Consider the following 18286-nt stretch of genomic DNA (forward strand, 5'->3'; position numbering starts at 1 on the left):
CGTCCGGACGGTCGAGGTCGACCTCGAAGCTGGCGCGACTGCGAGGGCGCGTCGAACTCAGCGGATAGGCCGTTGCGGTCGTTCGTACTGCGTGCGCGCCGACGCATCACGCCTCGTGCACGCGGATCGAGCCCCTCGAGCGGCCGGTCCTCGATCTTCGCGGCGGCGAGATCGACCTCGCCGGCGTCGTGCCAGCGCTGGAGCGCCTCATCGCTCGCTGCGTCGTAGCACGCCATGGGCCTCCCGCCTGGCGCAGCCGGGCGGGAGAGCGGCACGAACGGCGCGGCGGGCCTCGCTCAGCGGTTGCGGGCGGGGCGCTGCCAGTCGTGGTCGAGCATGGTCACGCCGCCGCGGGCGGTGACCCACTGGTTCGTGACGATGTAGTACGAGCGGAACAGCCACGGGCGCACGGCGAACACGAAGTTGTGCTCGTGGGTGACGCAGATCGGGGTGCTCGGGCGGCGCGGGAATTTCCAGGCCTTGATGGTGTCGCGCAGGACCTGGTCGACGGCGGGGTCACCGACCGAGTCGAGGGTGGTGATCTTGTCGACGGCGCCGGTCGGCTCGACGCAGAAGCCGGTGCGGCCGATGCCCTGCGACCATGCGACCTGGAGGTCGAGCGCGGCCAGGCGCTTGGCGTCGGGCGGGGTCCAGGTCTTGGTGGCGGCGTCGTCGGCCAGCAGGGCCCACAGGGCGGTGTAGTGGCCGGTCTCGGCGTGGCACGCGTCGAGCGAGCCGCGGGCGCACCACTCGCTGGCGAGCGCGCGGGCCTTGTCGGGGTCGGCGGGGGTGCCGAGGCCGTGCTGAAGGTAGGCCGCGACGCCGACGCAGCCCTCGGCGAGCTCGAGGTCGCAGGCCTTCTGGTAGGCGGCGAACGCCTGCGTCAGCGCCGACTCGTCCTTGCCGCTGGCGGCGTGCAGCCAGCCGAGGCGGGCGCAGCCGATCGCGTCGCCGAGGTCGCAGGCCGAGGTCAGCGCGGTGATCGCCTTCGGGTAATCGGGCGGGCCCTTGCGCGTCAGCCACTCGTCGCTCAGACACATGCCCTCGATCCGGCAGGCGAGCGCGTCCTTCTTGCTGCACGCGACGGCCGCCTCGGCGCACGAGGCGTCGCGCACCTTGATCGCGTCCTGGCGGGCCGGCGGCTCGGGGCGCACCACCGAGTAGTGATTGCCGAGCAGCACGCAGGCCGGGATGTAGTTGAGCTCGCAGGCGCGGCCGAAGAAGGAGGCCGCGGTGTTGAGGTCGCGATAACCGCGGGACAGGTCGTGGCGCGACTCGTACTCGTGCGCGACGGCGAGGCAGGCCTTGACGTCGCCGCCGTTGCACTCGGTGCAGGTGCGAGCGAGCGGGCCGTGCTGGTCGCAGCTCGACATCGCGGTGGCGTCCCACGGCGACAGCGCGTAGCCGGCATTGGGGCGCTTGCAGGCCACGGCTCCGGCGGCGGCGGCGAAGCAAGCGAGGAGGAGCAGCGACGTGGTGCCCTTCGTCATGGCGCGCGGAATCTACCAGGCGTCGCGGGTGGGGTCACGCGCGAACTCGTGCCCCAGCACACGGCGCGAGACCGGCGGGCGGCGAGCCGGGCGCAACCCGAGAAAAGCGGTGCGAACGGCGCCTCAGAAGGCGCTGGTGGTCACGGAGACGGTGCGCTCGGGGATCGTGTAACGCCGCGGCAACCGGACCGTGAAGGCGCTGCCGCGCCCGACCGAAGAGCGGACCTCGATCGCCCCGCCCATCAACGAGACGAGGCGCCGGCACACCGCCAGGCCGAGCCCGGTGCCCTCGTAGCGGCGCGTGCTCGAGGCGTCGACCTGGGTGAAGGGCTCGAAGATCCGCTCGATCTTGTCGATCGGGATGCCGATCCCGGTGTCCTCGACGAACACCTCGAACGTGTCGGGGTCGCCGCGCAGGCGCACGGTCACGGTGCCGTCCCGCGTGAACTTGATCGCGTTGCCGACCAGGTTGATCACGACCTGGCGCACGCGCGTGGCGTCGTGGTGGACCGGGCCTGTGTCGTCGGCGAGGTCGAGGGTCAGGACGTCGTTGTTGCGCAGGGCCAGAGGGATGAAGATCTCGGCGACCTCGCGCAGCAGCTTGGCCGGCTCGAAGTCGATCGGGCTCAGCTCGAGCCGCGAGGCCTCGATGCGCGTGAGGTCGAGGACGTCGGTGATGAGCCCGAGCAGGTGCCGGCCGGAGGCGTGGACCTTGCGGATGTCGTCGATCAGGTCCTCGTTGCCGCCGCGGTCGCGCAGCTCGTCGACGACCAGCTCGCTGTAGCCGAGGATCGCGTTGAGCGGGGTCCGCAGCTCGTGGCTCATCGTCGCCAGGAACGCGGACTTGGCGGCGTTGGCGGCGATCGCCTGGTCGGCCGCGTGGCGCGCCTTCTCCTCCTCCTGGATCGCCGCCGCCAGCTGCGCCGAGGCTTGCTCGATCTGCACGATCGCGGCCTCCTTCGTCGCCTCCGAGAACGAGGTCATCCAGGTGACGAGGATCGTGGTGCCGGCGAGCGCGCCGAAGGCCAGCAGCACGGTCGTCTCGGCGTCGTCGAGGTCGGGCAGCTCGACGCCGCTGGCCTGGGCGACGTAGACGGCGGCGAGCGTGGCGACGCTGATGCAGCCCCACGCGAGGCCGCTGCGGCGGCCGGCGATGATGCCGGCGAGCATCGGCAGCAGCGCGAGGCAGATCGTGAACGGGGCCCGCACGCCGCCGCCGGTCCAGGTGGCGAACACGAAGCCGGCGTAGAGGATCGCGCAGATCCAGTTGCCGGTCAGCCACAGCGAGCCGCGGCGCAGGAACAGCACGCCGAGCAGCATCAGCAGCAGGCAGACGCAGGTGTTGACGATGGCGATCGCGCGGAGGTCGTGCTCGCGGATCATCGCCAGCGGGATCAGCAGGGCGCTGCCGACGAGGAGGTTGGCGCCGAGGATGCCGAGCGCGAGCAGCGAGCGACGACGCGTGACGGGGTCGCGCCGGAGCTGCGCCGGGACGAGCCCCTCCACCCACGAGAGCCACCGCCGCGAGCTGGGCGCCTCCGTCATTTCGCGCCGCCATTGTCGCCAAAAGCACCCCATGAGGGCCAGCGTCCGCCCGTGAGGCCGCAGGGGAGTCCGCGCATGCTTCTCCACCGGGGCCTCGGACCTGGCGCAACCCGCAGGGGCAGGCCCGCGCCGGCCGGGCGTCAGGCGGCAGGAACCTCGTTGTGCGGCTCGGCGACCAGGTGACGCGGCAGGCGGACGCGGAAGGTCGAGCCGATCCCGGGCTCGCTGGCGACGCCGATCTCGCCGCCCATCAGGCGGCAGAACCGATGGACGATGGCCAGCCCCAGGCCGGTGCCGCCGTACTTGCGGGTGGTCGACATGTCGGCCTGGTAGAAGTCCTGGAACAGCTTGTCGATCTGGTCGGGGCGGAAGCCGATGCCGGTGTCGCTGACGGTGAAGAGGATGTCGTCGCGCCCCTCGGCCTCGTCGACGTCGCGCTCGACCCCGAGCGTGATCACGCCGTCCTTGGTGAACTTGGCGGCGTTCGACAGCAGGTTGAAGAGGATCTGCTTCACCTTGGTCTCGTCGCCGACCATGGTGTCGATGTCGGCCTGGACCGCCTGCGCCAGCATGTTGCGGTTCTTGGCGATCATCGGCGTGATCATGCCGGCGACCCGGGCGAGCAGCGCCGGCAGCGAGAACTCGACGATCTCGAGCTGCATCTTGCCGGTCTCGACCTTGGAGAGGTCGAGGATCGTGCTGATGAGGTCGAGCAGGTGGGCGCCCGACATGCGGATCTTGTTGAGGTCCGTGACCATCTGCCGGCTGCCGGCGCGCTCGGCGTCCTCGACCAGCATCTCGCTGAAGCCGATGATCGCGTTGAGCGGGGTCCGCAGCTCGTGGCTCATGTTGGCCAGGAACGTGCTCTTGGCCCGGCTGGCCGCCAGCGCCTGGTCGCGCGCGAGGGTCAGCTCCTCGTTGAGCCGCAGCAGGTTCTCCTCCGAGATCTTGCGGGAGGTGATGTCGCTGACCAGAAGGACATGTCCCGGGGTGCTGAGGTTGAGCTCGTGGAAGTGGCCGGTGAAGGTGATCTCGAACACCTGGCGCTCGCCGCCCTGGACGAGGTCGGCGACGCTGCGGCCGATCGACTGCATCTCGCCGCAGAGCGGGCACGGGCGCGGCTCGGGCAGGAGCAGCTGGCGGGCGGCGCCGGCCCACCAGTCGGCGACGGAGGGCCAGCGGCCGGTCATGTCGGCGAGGATCGGGCTGTGGCGGGCGAGCTCGCCGTCGGGCTGCAGCACGGCGATGCCGATGCCGACGGCGCTGGTGGCGTGCTCGAGCAGGGCCGACTTCTCCTGCGCGGCGGCGACGACCTGGGCCTCGAGCTGGGCGGCGCGGGCGGTCTCGAGGGCGATGGCGATGTGACCGGCGATGGCGCAGAGGATCTCGACGTCGCCGCCGGTGAAGGCGCCGCGGACCAGGCGGTTGTCGAGGTAGACGATGCCGATCATGCGGTCCTTGAGGATCAGCGGGGCCGCCATGGCGCTGTGACGGCCGCGGCTGCCGCGGTCCTCGCCGGACACGACGACCGGCTCGCGCGTGCTCTGGACCTGCTCGACGACGTCGCGGACGACGCCGAAGTCGGCCGCGAGCTCGCCGCCGCGGGCGTCGCGGCCGACCTTGAACTCGAGCTTGCCGGCGTCGTCGCACAAGAACAGGGCGCAGCGCTCGGCGGCCAAGAGCCGCGCGAGCTCGTCGATGGCGATCCGCGCCTGCTCCTCGAAGGCGCGCGCGGTGGCGGAGGCGAGGCTGAGCTCGAGCAGGGCGTCGAGGTGCCGGCGCAGGCGCGCGGCCTGGACGTCGCCGAGGTGACCGTCGCCGGCGCCGCGCTGCTCGTCGCCGGCGCCGAGGTCGAAGGCCTTGCGGATCGCCTCGGCCCGCGGGCGCCAGCCGAGCTCCTCGGCCAGCGCCGCGGCGGCCCGCGCCTCGCGGCGGCCGGCGTCGACCCGCCCGGCCCCGCACAGCGCGTGCGCCCGCTGGTGCAGCGCCTCGCAGCGCAGCCAGCGGTTCTCGCTGGCGAACGCGATCTGCTCCGCTTCGGACAGGTCCGTAAGGGCATGGTCGAAGAGACCTGTCATCCAGGACATGCCCGATCGGCCAAGCAAGAGGAAGCCGCGCAGGACCGGGTGGTTCGGCAGCAGGGCGAGGGTGTCGACGGCGGCGCGCAGGCGGACCAGGTGCGGCCCGCGCTGGGCCGGCGGGGCGGCGAGGGCCTGGTAGAGGCGGGCGTGGACGACGAAGGCGTAGGCGAAGCGGACGTGGTAGGGGACCTGGCGCGGGCGCAGCGGCAGGGCGTCGAAGCGGGCGATGGCGTCGTCGACGGCGGCGAACGGCTCCTGCAGCAGGATGAGGGTGACGGCCTCGAGGCCGAGCAGGTTGGCGAGCTGACCGCGGTCCTCGGGGAAGCCGGCGGCGCCGCTGCGGGCCTGATGGAGGTGGCGCAGGGCCTCGTCGCGGCGGCCGGCGCCGGCCAGGACGACGGCGTGCAGACCGTGGGTGAAGACCGTCGCCTGGCGGGTGGTGCGGTCGCCCTCGAGCTCGAGCTCGGCGGACAGGCGGCGCAGGACCGCGAGCGCGCGCGCGTCGTGACCGCGCGCCCACAGGTTGAGCGCGAGCAGCTGGTGGGCGAACGCCAGGCCCCAGTTCTCGAGCCAGCGGTGGTGGTCGGCGAGGGTGCGCGCGAGCATCTGCTCGGCGGCGAGGACGTCGCCGCACGACTCGTGGATCGCGGCGGCGTAGAAGCTGACGCGGGCGAGGGTGCGGCGGTCGCCGACGGCGGCGGCCATCGCCACCGCGTCGGCGGCGCAGCGGCGGGCCGCCGGCGCGCGGCCGACGGCGGCGTAGACGATGCCGAGCGCGGTCTTGGCCCGCGCCAGCTCGGACGACGGGCCGAGCCGCTCGCCGTAGTAGCGCTGGCGGACCACGGCCTGCAGCAGGGTGGCCGGGCGGATGTCGAAGTAGGCGATGCGCACGGCGTCGTCGTAGAGCTGGGCGAGCAGCCGGGCGCGGGCGCGCCGGCGCGGCGAGGCCCGGCCGACCCCGGTGGCGGCGATCAGCAGGGCGAGCAGCCCCATCACGGCGCTGAGCGCCAGCGCCAGCGGGCTGCGCGACGGCATGGCCGCGCCGACCTCGGCGAACGCGGCGGCCAGGCTGGCGAGCGCGCGCCGGTGCTCGAGCCGGAACAGCTCGACGCGCGCGCGCCTGCGCAGCAGCTGGGCGCGCCGCTCCGGGTCTTGCTCTTGGGACATGGCCCGAGAGACATGCACGTCGGCCTCGTCGTGGCGGCCGGTGCGGCTGCACACCTCGCTGAGGCCCTCGTCGAGGCGGGGGTCGGGCGGCAGGCCGACGCGGGCGCGCAGCTCGTCGGCGCGGCGGAAGTAGCGGTAGGCGTCCTCGTCGGCCGACTCGGCCTGGGCCAGGCGACCGGCGCGCAGGCAGACCTCGATCGCGCGCCTGGGCTTGGAGTGGTCGCCCGCGAGGTAGTGATGCGCCAGGCGGTGCAGGCCGTCGCCGTCGACGTCGGCGCTGTCGAGCGCCTCGGCGACGCGCTGGTGGTACGAGGCCAGGCCGGCGGCGTCGAGGCCGGCCAGCAGGGCCTCGCGCACGCGGTTGTGGACGAAGCTGAAGTCGCCGTGCGGGCCGCGCTCGAGCAGGCGGGCGGCGGCGGCCTCGGCGAGCGCGTGGGCCACCGCGAGCGGCTCGCAGGCCAGCACCCGGGCCAGCAGCGCCGGCTTCACGTCGGGGCCGAGGACCGCGGCGGCGCGCAGGGCGTCGCGCGTGCGCTCGCCGAGGCCGGCGACGCGGGTCAGCAGGAGCTGCTGGACGTCGCCGGGCAGGTGGAGGTTGGCGAGGCCGGCGACCTCGACCTGCCAGACGTCCCAGTAGGGCCGCAGCACCCCGCCGTCGAGCATGGCGCGGACGTACTCGATGACGCCGAGCGGGAGGCCGCCGCTACGCGTGGCGACCAGGCGCACGAGGTCGTCTTCGACGCGCCGCTGGCCGAGCATCGACGCCATCAGCCCGGCGACCGCGGGCTCGGACAGCGCCTCGAGGGCGAGGAACTCGCACGCGCCGTCGCGGTCGAGCTCGCCGGCCCAGCGCTCGAACCGGCCGACGGCGACGAGCAGGAGCGGGAGCTCGGCGATCCGCCCGACCAAAAGGCGCAGCGCGGCCAGGGTGGCCTCGTCGATGACCTCGGCGTCGTCGACCCACAGCACCGCGCCCGGGTGGGCCTCGGCGATCACCGCCAGCGCGTCGACGGTGGCCGACACCAGCTCGCCGCCGTCGCCGCCCGCCAGCGCCGTCGCGTCCGGCCGCAGCCGCCGCAGGTGCGGGTCGACGGCCGCGCGCAGGCCGGCGAGCGGCCGCGCCTCGGCCTGGCACCTGACCGCGAGGACAGGCACGCCGTCGCCGGCGCGCGCGGCCGCGAACGCGGCCAGCAGCCGCGACTTGCCGCTGCCCGCCTCGCCGGTGACCAACACGCCGCCGCCGAGGCCCTCGCGGGCGCGCGCGTGGGCCTCCTCGAGCCGGCGCAGCTCGGGCTCGCGGCCGACCAGCGGGGCGTCCGGCCTGTCCTTGGAGATATGTCCAAAAGGACCTGTCGCAATGGACTCGTCGATCGCGAGCAGCGCGCGCGCGGTCTCCTGGCCCGACTGGAACCGGTCGTCGGGGTCCTTGGCCAGCAGGCGGGCGACCACGGCCGCGAACGCGGGCGAGCAGCGGGGCGCCAGCTCGCGCAGCGGCGGCGGGGCGAGCACGGCGTGCTGGCGCAGCAGCTCCTCGGGGTCGCGGGCGAGGAAGGGGGGGCGGCCCGAGACGGCCTCGAACAGCATGGCCCCGAGCGCGTAGAGGTCGCTGCGGGCGTCGACGGTGCGGTCGAGCATGCCGCTCTGCTCGGGGGCGCGGTAGGCGGCCGGCCCGGCGGCGTGCGGCGGCGCGACGTCGAGGCGGAAATCGAAGTCGACCAGCTTGATCAGGCCGCTGGCGTTCGGCAGGAACAGCACGCTCTGCGGTCGCAGGTCGCGGTGGATCAGGCGCCGGCGGTGGACCTCGCCGAGGACGCCCGCGAGCTGCACGCCGAGCTGGATCGCCTCGGTCTCGGACAGGGGTCCTGCGGACAGCCGCGCGGCCAGCGTGCGGCCCTCGACGTACTCCATGATCACGTACGGCAGTCCACCCGCGTCGCCGATCTCGAACACCTGAACCACGCATGGATGCGACAGCGTCGCCAGCGTGGCGGCCTCGCGGCGGAAGGTCAGCGCCGCCGCGTCGGCGTCGCCGCCGGCGTCGGTGCGCAGCAGCTTGACGGCCACCACGAAGTCGCCGCGCCGCGCCCGGTAGACCACGCTCCGCGCGCTGCGACCGACCTCCTCGAGGAGCTGCACGCCCGGCAGCTGCGCAGTCGGTGTGTCCGGCACCGCGGAAGTATCACCCAATCGGCGGCCGCTTCGCGGCGCCGGCAGCCGGCTCGCAGGCGCGCGCGCGGCTCGGAACCGCGCCGATCAGCGCGACGCGCTCGGCGTCGGCGGCGTGACCAGGCGGTGGTACAGCGCGGCCGGAGGCACGCCCTCGCGCAGCAGCGCCTCCGCGCGCTCGAGCTCCTCCTGGATGACGAGCCGGAACTCGAGCTCGGGCACGGCGCCGTCGACCGCGCGGCCGTTGACGAAGTAGGCCGGCGTGCCGCGGACGCCGAGGGTGGCGCCGAGGTCCTGGTCGGTGACGATCCGCGCGTCCGCCTCGGCGCCGTGCAGGCGCTGCTTGAACTTCTTGAGGTCGAGCTTCAGCTCCTTGGCGATCTGCAGCAGCGTGCTCTCGTCGAACTGGGCCTTCTCGGCGTAGAGCCGGTCGTGGAACTCCCAGAACTTGCCCTCGGCGTGGGCGGCCATGGCCGCGCGCGCGGCCAGGAACGCGTGGCTGTGGAACGGCAGCGGGTAGTGCTTGAACACCACGCGGACCTTGTCGCCGTAGCGGCGGCGCAGCTTCTCGAGCGTCTCGTGGCCGCGCACGCAGAAGCCGCACTCGAAGTCGGCGAACTCGACGATGGTGACCGGCGCGGTGGCCGGGCCGCGCTGCGGCGAGTCGTCGACGGGCACCGGGTAGATCACGTCGGGCTTGAGGCCGGGCCGCGGCCGCCGGACCTGGACCTCGCGGTAGCCGTCGGCGATCGCGTGGGCGTAGATCTGGTCGGGCGCGACGCCCTGCTCGCGCCACTTGGCCGCCAGGTCGAGCTCCTCGCGGACCACCGAGCGCAGCAGCTCGAGCGGCTTGGCGCCGTTGATGTGGCGGCCGTTGATGAAGTACGCCGGGGTGCCGGTGACGCCGAGCTTGCGGCCCTGGCGGAGGTCCTTCTGCACGGCGGTGCCCCAGCGCAGCGCCTCGAGGTCGTCCTGGATCTTCGCCAGGTCGAGCTCGGCGGCGCGCGCGGCCTCCTGCAGGCGCTCGAGGTCGAGGCCCTTCTGGCCGAAGATCCGGTCGTAGAACCCCCAGAACTTGCCCTGCTCGAGCGCCGAGCGGGCCATCAGCGCGGCGACCAGCGCGTAGCCGTGGAACTCGAGCGGGAAGGCCTTGTAGGCGAAGCGGAGCTGGCCGGAGAACTCCTTCTCGAGCGCCAGCATGCTCTGGTGGCCCTTCTCGCAGTAGGGGCACTCGAAGTCGGAGAACGCGACGATCGTCACCGGCGCGTCCGCGGGCCCGCGCACCGGCGCGTCGCCGACCTCGACGTAGAACCGCTCGTGCGGCACGTCGCGCGCGGCGCCGCCGGTCTCGAAGCCGGGCAGCCCGGCGGCGGCCTGCGCCAGCGGGCTCTCGCCGGTCGCCTGCGCCTCCGCGGGGGCCTCGGCGCTCGCCTTGGGGCGCGAGCAGGACAGGAGCGCGAGCGAGGCGCCGAGGAGCGCGGTGCGGAGCGAGGGACGCGGCATCGGCCTGTAGTGTACCGCGCAGGCGCCGGCGATGCCTGGTACGCTGGCGGGAACATCGGCCGGCGGCGGCCGCGTCCTCACCGCGAACCACCACGGGAGTCCCAGGCCATGCAGCGCGTCGTCTGTGTCGACGTCAATCACTCGTACGACGGGGTCCGCGACGCCGTCCGCGACCTCCGCCTCGAGATCCGCGCCGGCGAAGTGCTGGCCCTCATCGGCCCCAACGGCGCCGGCAAGAGCACGACCCTGCGGATCCTCGCCACGCTCCAGAAGCCCGACCGCGGGACCGTGCTGTGGGACGGCCGCGACGCCTGGGACGACCGCTACGCGATCCGCCAGAAGATCGGCTTCCTCGGCGACGGCACCGCGCTCTACCCCGGCATGACCGCGGCCGGCTACCTCACGTTCTTCGCCGAGTGCTACGGCCAGGACGACAAGGCCGCCAAGGGGCGCGTCGACGAGCTCCTCCAGGTGTTCGACCTCGCCAGCAAGGCGAATGCGCGGATCTCCGACATGAGCAAGGGCATGCGCCAGCGCCTGGCGATCGCGCGCACCCTGGTCCACCGGCCCGAGCTCCTGCTGCTCGACGAGCCGGCCGACGGCCTCGACCCGCTCGCCCGCCGCCAGCTGCGCGAGGTCCTGCGCCAGGTCGCCGCCGAGGGCGTCGGCATCGTCATCAGCAGCCACATCCTGCGCGAGCTCGACGGCTTCTGCGACGCGGTCGCGGTCATCCAGCAGGGCAAGCTCGAGGTCCACGGGCCGGTCGACGAGGTCATCAACCGCTACGAGGTCGGCCGCCGCTTGCACGAGGTGCAGGTCACGCGCGGGCTCGCCCGCGCGATCGAGATCCTGCGCAAGCACGAGGGCCTCATCGAGGCGCTCCTGCCCCTGCACAAGGGCGAGCCCCAGCCCGACCCCGAGAAGGACGAGCGCGGCCTGCTCCGCGTGCGGATCCACGGCAGCGAGGAGCGCGCCGCTCATTTGCTCAAGGAGCTGGTGCTCGCCGACGTCGAGGTGATCTCGCTGGCCAAGGTCCGCTCCGACCTGGAAGACGTGTACAGCAGCCTCGGGCGCGACAAGGTCAGCTGAACGCGAGGGCATGTGCTTCGGGGCATGTGCTTCGGGGCATGCTTGAAAGCGCAGGTGACTGCATCAGGGTGCTCGCGCGCGCGTCGCTCGAGCGCCGGCCGGAGCCGGCAGAGCGCCTCGGCGCAGGCGGCCTCGCGGTCGCCGACGCGAGCGTCGCGAGCCTTCGGAGATGTCCCGAAGGTCATGTCGAATTCAGAAAGAGCCAGACGAGCGCGGCGTAGCGGGCCAGCTTGCCGAGGGCGATCCACAGCGCGACAGGCACGGCGGGCAGCTCGAGCCAGCCGGCCAGGACGCACAGGGCGTCGCCGACGAACGGGAGCCAGGCCAGGAGCAACGCCGGCGCGCCGCGGCGCTGCAGCCAGGCGGCCCGCGGCGAGGCGAGCGCGGCCGGATCGACGGCGACGCGGCCGAGCCGGCCGAGCGCGTAGGTGGTGAGGCTGCCGGCGGTGTTGCCGACGGTGGCGACCGCGAGCGCGGCGGGCCATAGGTCGGGCCGCGCGGCCAGCAGCGCGAGCAGCCACACCTCGGAGGCCAGCGGCAGGAGCGTGGCCGCCAGGAAGCTGACCGCCAGCAGCGCCAGCAGCGAGGCCTCGGCGGGCGGGAGCAGGGCGGCGAGGTCGGGCACGCGAGAGTTCAGGATGCCCCCGCGACGGGCTCGCGTCACGCCGATGGGATCGCGGGGCGCGGCGCTCGCCTCGGCGCTAGCGCTTCGTCCTCGGGCCGGGCGCATGCGCGCGAGCGAGCGGGCTGCACGAGGCCCAGCCTCGCGGAGCGGTCCGAAGGCATCCGCGTCCGAGGAAGCGCTTGCCGGGCACGCCGCGCCCGGTGGCGGCGTCAGGTCTCGTAATGAAAAGACTCGATGCAGACCTCGCTGGCCTCGCCCTCGACGATGTCCTCGAGGCAGTCGGCCTTGGCTTGCAGGTCCGCCTCGGCGCGGCAGGCGTCGAAGTAAGCGGCCTCGCGGAGGTCGTAGAGGCCGGTGGGCTCGAAGAACCCGCTGACGTCGAGCTCCTCCTTGTCGGCCACGTACGCGGTGCGGTCTCCCTGCAGGTAGAGGTCGATCTTGCGCTGGCCGTAGAAGTCGTCGATGACGTAGTGGATCGTCAGCGAGCCGACCATCGTGCCGGCCGACAGCGCGTCGAGCACACAGTCCACGGCGGCCTCGTCCGCGGCGGTGCAGGTCTCGTCGATCTCGCTGCACTCGAACTCGGCCGCGGGACACAGGCCGGTGGTGCCGCACACGTTCTCGACGGTGGAGGAGGTGCTGACGTGGGCCTCGAAGCAGCAGCAGGCGTCGGCGGCGGTGTGGTCCGGACACAGCGCGTTCGGTTCGCCGGTGGTGGTGTCGGTCGAGGTCGAGGTCGGCTCGGAGGTCCCGGTGGTCGGGCCGGTGGTGCCGGTCGTCGAGGCGTCGGTGGTGGTGTCGGTCGAGGTCGAGGTCGGCTCGGAGGTCCCGGTGGTCGGGCCGGTGGTGCCGGTCGTCGAGGCGTCGGTGGTGGTGTCGCCGGCGGTCGTCTTGTCGCTGCCCGGACAGGCCGTGAGGGTGAGGGCGAGCAGCGGGACGGCGAGGAGATCGAGGTGAAGGCGCATAGCGGTGTTCGTGGGGGAGACAACTTCGAGCGAGGAATTTCCAGCTCGTGGAGCCCCGCGGCGAAAGGTGCGTGGAGCAGGACCTGCGATTCGTTCATGATCCTGCGACGCGCGCTCGAGGTCGGCGAGGGAGCCGACGGTATCACACCACGCCCGGGTTTCTTATGACCGAAGGGACATGACCCATCGGGCATGCCCTTTCAAACCCTTCACTGCGCGCCGGCGCCGACCGACGCGAGGGCCTTGACCGGCGGGGCGTCGGTGAGGGAGTGGAGGGCGAAGTCGATGGCGACGGACAGGGTCTCTTGGGGGCCGGCCGGGAAGCCGCGGGTGTGGAAGCGGACGATGCCGCGGCGGTCGAAGACGAGGACCACCGGGGTGCGGGAGTAGTCGAAGATCGACTCGCGGATGTCGGCGGCGGAGCCCTCGAGGCCGACGGTGAAGCCGTTGGTGGGCGAGGACGACAGCTGGAAGATCGGGATGAAGCCGTCGGGGCCGGGGTCGGCGGTCTGGCGCAGCATGTCGCGGATGGCCGGCTCGGCGCGGAAGTCGGTGATGAAGTAGCTGTCGACGCCGGCGGCGGCGAGCTCGTCGCTGAACTCCTGCATGTGCGCGTACACGGTGGGGGCGAGGGCCAGCGAGCGGCGGTACTCCTCGATCATCGGCGGCAGCTCCCAGATCACCAGCAGGGCGGCGCGGCCGTACAGCTCGCGGCCGTTGATGTAGCCGCGCGGCTCGTCGGCGCGGTAGAAGCGGATCGCCGGGATCGCGTGGCCGAACAGCTTGCTGCGGGCCCAGTCGGGGGCGCGGTCGAGGGCTTCGGCGCCGACGGTGAACATCGGCGGGGCGGCGGGGATCGGCGGCAGCAGCTCGTTGGGCTTGGCGACGATCGTGACCTCGCGGATCTCGTTGGTGCCGTACTTGGCGACCTGCAGCTTCAGCGGCGTGTTGCGGGCCAGGTCGATCTGATCGATCTCCGCCCCGCTCGAGACCGGCCGGCCGTCGACCGCGAGGATCCGGTCGCCGCGCTTGATCTCCTCGCAGCCGACCTCGCAGCCGAGGTTGTAGGCGACCCACACGCCGCCGGGGGCCAGCTCGCTGTGGGCCGGGGGCGGGCGCGGCGGGTTGAGCTCGGGGCCGCAGGCCCAGAGACCGAACGACAGGGTCAGAGCGGAGAGCAGGGAGCGCTGCACGGCGATGTCCTTTGCTCCGATGAGAGTGGCCCCCGTTGTTGGCCGGCGCCAGGACATGATGAATATTTCTTCATCGCGCGTCCGAGGCCGGTCCGAGGCCCGTGGACCTCACGGGAGCGCGGGCACGGACGCGCGGGCGGGTCACACCTGGGCCGACAGCGACCCCGTGGACTTGCGCTCGAGCTTGGGGATGAGCTCACCGACGAGGCGGATGCTCTTCATGACCTTGTCGTGGGGCAGCTGACCGACCTGGTGGAAGCACATCAGGCGGTCGATGCCGAGGTCGGCGTAGACCTGCATCTTGCGCAGGCAGGTCTCGGGGCTGCCGACGATCAGCGAGTCCTGCTCGGCGAGCGCGTCGTAGACCTCCTCGGGCGGGACGTCCTCGCCCTGCATGATGCGGCCGATGACGATCTGGGCCCGGTTGACGCGGCCGCCGCTGCGGGCCTGCTCGTCGGTCAAGAACTGGCCGAGCAGGGCGCTGCCGGCCGGGTCCTTGAGCCGCTTCTCCTGCTCGGCGGCCTGCTGCAGGAACTGCTCCTTGGCCTCGAAGAAGGTGAACGAGCGGTTGGTGTACCAGGCCGCGGCCGTGGCGGCGCCGTTGCGCATCGCCTCCTCGTCGGTGTCGGCGCAGTGGACGAAGGTGAAGAAGGCGACCTTGTCGTTGATGAACTCGCCGACCGGCTGCTTGCACGCCGCGATCGCCTGGCGATAGAGGCCGATCCACGCCTTGACCTGCTCGGGCGGGGCCCACAGCGTGACCCCGAGCGCGCCGACGCCGTTGCGGCCGGCCTGCTCGAACGAGGCCGGCGACGAGCACGCCTGCCACAGCGCCGGGTGCGGCTTCTGCAGCGGCTTGGGCACGATCGGCACGTCCTTGATGTCGAAGTACTGGCTCTTCCACGAGAAGCGCTCTTGCGTCCACATCTTCGGGATCATCTCGAACGCCTGCTGCATCTGATCGCGCGCCTCGTCGGCGGCGATGTTGAAGGTGCGCCACTCGGGGATGGTCGAGCGCGCGAGGCCGAGCTCGACGCGGCCGTTGCTGAGGTGGTCGAGGAAGGCGGCCCGCTCGGCGATCCGGATCGGGTGGTTGAAGCGGTACGGCGCCAGCGCGGCCGAGTGGCCGAGGCGGATGTTCTTCGTGTGCTGCGAGATCGCGGTCAGCAGGATCTCCGGCGCCGACGACAGGCTGAACTCCTCGCCGCCGTGGTGCTCGACCTGCCACCACGTGCCGTAGCCCATCTCGTCGGCCAGCTTGGCCTGCTCGAGCGCCTCCATGATCCGGCGGTGCTCGTGGTCCGGCGTCCACGGCCGCGGGTCCTGAATCTCGGTGAAGATGTCCAGCTTCATCACAACCTCCCTCGTCCCCCGGGCGCAGCCCGGCCTCTCTGCAAATCGTGCGGACAAGGATAGAGGTCAGGTGTCCGGCGCGAAGGCTCAAGCCGCTGGAAATGTGAGGTCGTGATCGCGCCGGCGCAGCAGCCCGCGAAAAAGCCGCGACCCCGGCGGTTCGGCCTGGGGTCGCGAGAGGATCGGGCGGGCTCGCAGGGCGGACTGCCACGAATCGCCGAGGCCGTGATTCGTAGCAGCGCGCGGCGGGGTTTTACGCGCGACGGCGGCGGAGGACGACGAGGCCGGCGAGCGCGAGGATCGCGGCGCCGAGGTCTCCCGCCCCCTGATTGCAGCCGCAGCCGGTTTCCTTGTCGCTGCCGCCGGTGGCCGAGTCGGTGTCGGTGTCAGTGTCGGTGTCGGTCGCGGTGATCACCGGGCCGCCGGGGCCGGTGGTCGGGTCGACCGACTCGATCGTGCAGCTCGGGCTGCAGCCGTCGCCGGCGTCGAGGTTGCCGTCGTCGCAGGCCTCGATGCCGCTGACGATGCCGTCGCCGCACACGCCCTGGGTGACGGAGCCGGTGCCGACGACGCACAGCTCGTCGATGTTCCAGCCGCCGAACTCGAGCGCCTCGTCGCCCTCGAGGATGAACTCGAGCTGGACCTGGCCGTCGACGACGAACGGCGTGAGGTCGATGTCCTGGAACCGCCACTCGCCGTCGAGGTGGTGGAGGTTGCCGGCGTCGTTGCTGGCGTTCCGCCACGCCTCGCTGGTGTTGGCGAGGACGATGGCCTGGTCGAAGGTGGCGTCCTCGACCTCGAGCCAGCGGCGCAGCTGCAGGCGCACGGTGTTGTGGCCGGCGACGTTGATGACGGGTCCGAGCAGGTGGCTCTCGAGGAAGCTCTCGTAGGTGCCGGGCGGGGCGAGGCCGTTGCCTCCCACGCTGCTGCCGTTGAACGCGGCGCCCGGGTCGGGGCCGCCGGCGGGCGGGCCGAACGCCCAGTCGCCGGTGAGCTGCCAGCCCTGCGCCCCCGGGCCCGACTCGAAGTCCTCGCAGAAGATGTTGGTGACCGGGCCGAGGTAGAGCTCGTAGGTCGGGTCGGCCGGGTTCTTGGGGAACACCACCGTGGTGCCGCCCTGCAGCAGCAGGCGGACCTGGTACTCGAGCACCTTGCCGTCGCCGGCGTTGGGCATGATGCCGGCGAAGCCGCCCTGGGTCGGGTTCATCGGCACCATCCCGCTCTGCTGCTCGCCGCGGACGCGCCAGTGCAGCTCGGCCCCGAGCGGGCTGAGGTTGAGGCAGGGCTTCTGCTCGCCCGACACCACCAGGTCGACCAGCACGCCGTCGGGCGTCGGCGCCGCGGTGAACACCTCGGCGTTGACCGCCGACGGCCCGACCAGGCCGTGGGCGTCGAAGGCGACGTTGATCTCGCACTCGTTGGGTGTCCCGTTGGACAGGTCGCCGTCGTCGTCGTCGGCGAGCAGGACCTCGGGGTACATGCTCGGCATGTCGACCGCGCGGCGGATCGACTCGAACCACAGCTTGTTGACATGGGTGACCCCGGGCCCGGCGCCGAGCTTGTTCCGCAGCGCCTTGCGCAGGTCCCACAGCGCGCCGCCGATGATCCGCCCGCCGTCGTGGATCTCGCCGTTGTCCTCGGGGAAGTGCCACTCGGAGCCCTGCGGGTCGAGCTCGCGCAGCGGCGCGTCGCTGCCCTTGAAGAAGCCGGGCGCGAGGTCGGGCGAGTCGGTGATGGTCGCGCTCAGGAAGTCGGAGATGCCCTCCGACAGCGCGCCCTCGGGGAAGCCGACGCCGGGGATGACGCCCTGGAAGTGCACGTTGTGGCCGAACTCGTGGTAGACGACGTCGGCGATCCGGCCGGTGTTCTCGCACTGCACGTCGGATTGGAAGAAGTTGATCGTCTCGCCGTCGGCGAACGCGTTGCAGATGTCGGGGATGTTGACGATCGCCGGCATCTGCTGGTCGAGGAAGGCGAAGTCGGGGGCGATCGCGCGGACGAACTGCTTGACCCGGTCGGCGTGGACGTAGGTGGCGAGCTGGGCGTCGAGGAACTCGTCGGTCGAGGCGGTCCAGGTGACCTGACCACCTGGCGGAAGGGCCAGCTGGGTCGCGGCCGGGGCGCCGGCCTCGCTGGCGACGGCGACGAACGAGCCGACCACGGTGGTGGCGATGTTGGCCGGGCCGCCGTCGGCGAAGCTGACCGCGCCGGTGATCGAGGTGACGGCGGGGGCGCCGTTGACGACGACGCCGAGGTTGGCCGCGGCGAACTCGGCCCGCTGACCGTTCGGCCCGCGCACGGGGGCGTTGATCTTGAGGTTGCCGGAGGCGAAGCGCAGCAGCTGTTCGCGCGCCAGCGGCTCGCCGGTGGCGGCGTCGACGTAGACGGCCCAGCGACCGATCGGCGCGGTGGCGTGCACGGTGACCCGCAGGACCTCGCGGTAGCCGCGGACGCGGTCGTCGTCGACCAGCGGGAGGATGAAGGGGCCCTCGACGAGGTCGGCGCGGGCGTGACCGGCGTCGCGGGCGATCCACTCGCGGGCCCGCTCGCGCGCGACGGGGTCGGGGATCGGGCTGTCCGTGAGGACAGCCTGGACCTTCGGCAGGGCCTCGCTGCCGATCATCGCCAGCCGCCCGCCCTTGAAGCGGAAGCTGACCTGGCCGCCGAGGACCGGGCGCCCGTGGTAGTGCTGGGCGAAGCCGAGGCTGTGGATGCCGGAGGACAGGTCGTCGCCGACGAGCACGAAGTCGGCGGCCTTGCTGCCGGGCGCGAGCAGGTCGAGGTGGCGCTCGAGCAGGTCGTGAGCGCTGCGCAGCTCGAGGTCGCGGCTCGACATGGCCCTCGGGACAGCCGCGCCCTTCAGCCCCCACAGCCGCAGCGGCACGCCGGTGGCGCGGTCCCAGAGGACGTCGCCGGGGTCGAGCGCGGCGGCGAAGCGGCGATAGGCGGCCTGCGCCGCAGGCGGGGCGGCGTGGAGGACGGCCCGCGAGGACCTCACGCTGACGCCGGCGCCGGCGGCCAGCTCGACGCTCGCTCGCCGGCCTGCTTGCGGGACGAACGCCTCGGCTCGCTCCGGAGCGAGCCAGCAAAGCGCTGTCACGATCGTCGC

General features: G+C 72.7%; 10 protein-coding genes. 1 reads left to right on the forward strand and 9 read right to left on the reverse strand.

What is annotated here, in order from left to right:
• Positions 1–296: 296 nt before the first annotated feature.
• The 4 genes from NAEX_RS26610 to NAEX_RS26625 all read right to left on the reverse strand — a co-directional run bounded on the left by NAEX_RS26610 (position 297) and on the right by NAEX_RS26625 (position 9952).
• Positions 297–1490 (reverse strand): hypothetical protein, encoded by a 1194-nt coding sequence (locus NAEX_RS26610; protein WP_096330289.1) that lies wholly within the window; start codon positions 1488–1490, stop codon positions 297–299.
• 123 nt (positions 1491–1613) lie between these two features.
• Positions 1614–3035, reverse strand: coding sequence for a sensor histidine kinase (locus NAEX_RS26615; RefSeq protein WP_096330290.1), 1422 nt, complete (start codon positions 3033–3035; stop codon positions 1614–1616).
• Between the two features lie 140 nt (positions 3036–3175).
• Complete coding sequence (locus tag NAEX_RS26620; protein ID WP_143140311.1) at positions 3176–8452, reverse strand: ATP-binding protein; 5277 nt, start codon at positions 8450–8452, stop codon at positions 3176–3178.
• Positions 8453–8536: 84 nt separating this feature from the next.
• Positions 8537–9952 carry a DsbA family protein gene (locus tag NAEX_RS26625; protein ID WP_096330292.1) on the reverse strand — a complete coding sequence of 472 codons (1416 nt, stop codon included), beginning with the start codon at positions 9950–9952 and terminating at the stop codon, positions 8537–8539.
• Positions 9953–10060: 108 nt separating this feature from the next.
• Between NAEX_RS26625 and NAEX_RS26630 the strand changes: the two genes are divergently transcribed.
• Positions 10061–11041 carry an ABC transporter ATP-binding protein gene (locus tag NAEX_RS26630; RefSeq protein WP_096330293.1) on the forward strand — a complete coding sequence of 327 codons (981 nt, stop codon included), beginning with the start codon at positions 10061–10063 and terminating at the stop codon, positions 11039–11041.
• A 181-nt stretch (positions 11042–11222) separates the two neighbouring features.
• Here NAEX_RS26630 and NAEX_RS26635 read toward each other — a convergent pair whose 3' ends face one another.
• The 5 genes from NAEX_RS26635 to NAEX_RS53115 all read right to left on the reverse strand — a co-directional run bounded on the left by NAEX_RS26635 (position 11223) and on the right by NAEX_RS53115 (position 18277).
• Positions 11223–11666, reverse strand: coding sequence for a YqaA family protein (locus tag NAEX_RS26635; RefSeq protein ID WP_211302479.1), 444 nt, complete (start codon positions 11664–11666; stop codon positions 11223–11225).
• A gap of 209 nt (positions 11667–11875) precedes the next feature.
• Entirely contained in the window at positions 11876–12631 is a 756-nt protein-coding gene (locus NAEX_RS26640) for a hypothetical protein (RefSeq protein ID WP_096330294.1), read from the reverse strand.
• A gap of 209 nt (positions 12632–12840) precedes the next feature.
• Complete coding sequence (locus NAEX_RS26645) at positions 12841–13824, reverse strand: hypothetical protein (protein WP_096330295.1); 984 nt, start codon at positions 13822–13824, stop codon at positions 12841–12843.
• Positions 13825–13965: 141 nt separating this feature from the next.
• Complete coding sequence (locus NAEX_RS26650; protein WP_096330296.1) at positions 13966–15177, reverse strand: LLM class flavin-dependent oxidoreductase; 1212 nt, start codon at positions 15175–15177, stop codon at positions 13966–13968.
• 253 nt (positions 15178–15430) lie between these two features.
• The gene (locus NAEX_RS53115; protein ID WP_245913806.1) at positions 15431–18277 is read right to left on the reverse strand and encodes a DUF4215 domain-containing protein; all 2847 of its coding nucleotides are present in this window, start codon (positions 18275–18277) and stop codon (positions 15431–15433) included.
• Positions 18278–18286: the final 9 nt, after the last annotated feature.

This window comes from Nannocystis exedens, from assembly GCF_002343915.1.
In the GTDB taxonomy this organism is placed as follows: Bacteria; Myxococcota_A; Polyangia; order Nannocystales; family Nannocystaceae; genus Nannocystis; species Nannocystis exedens.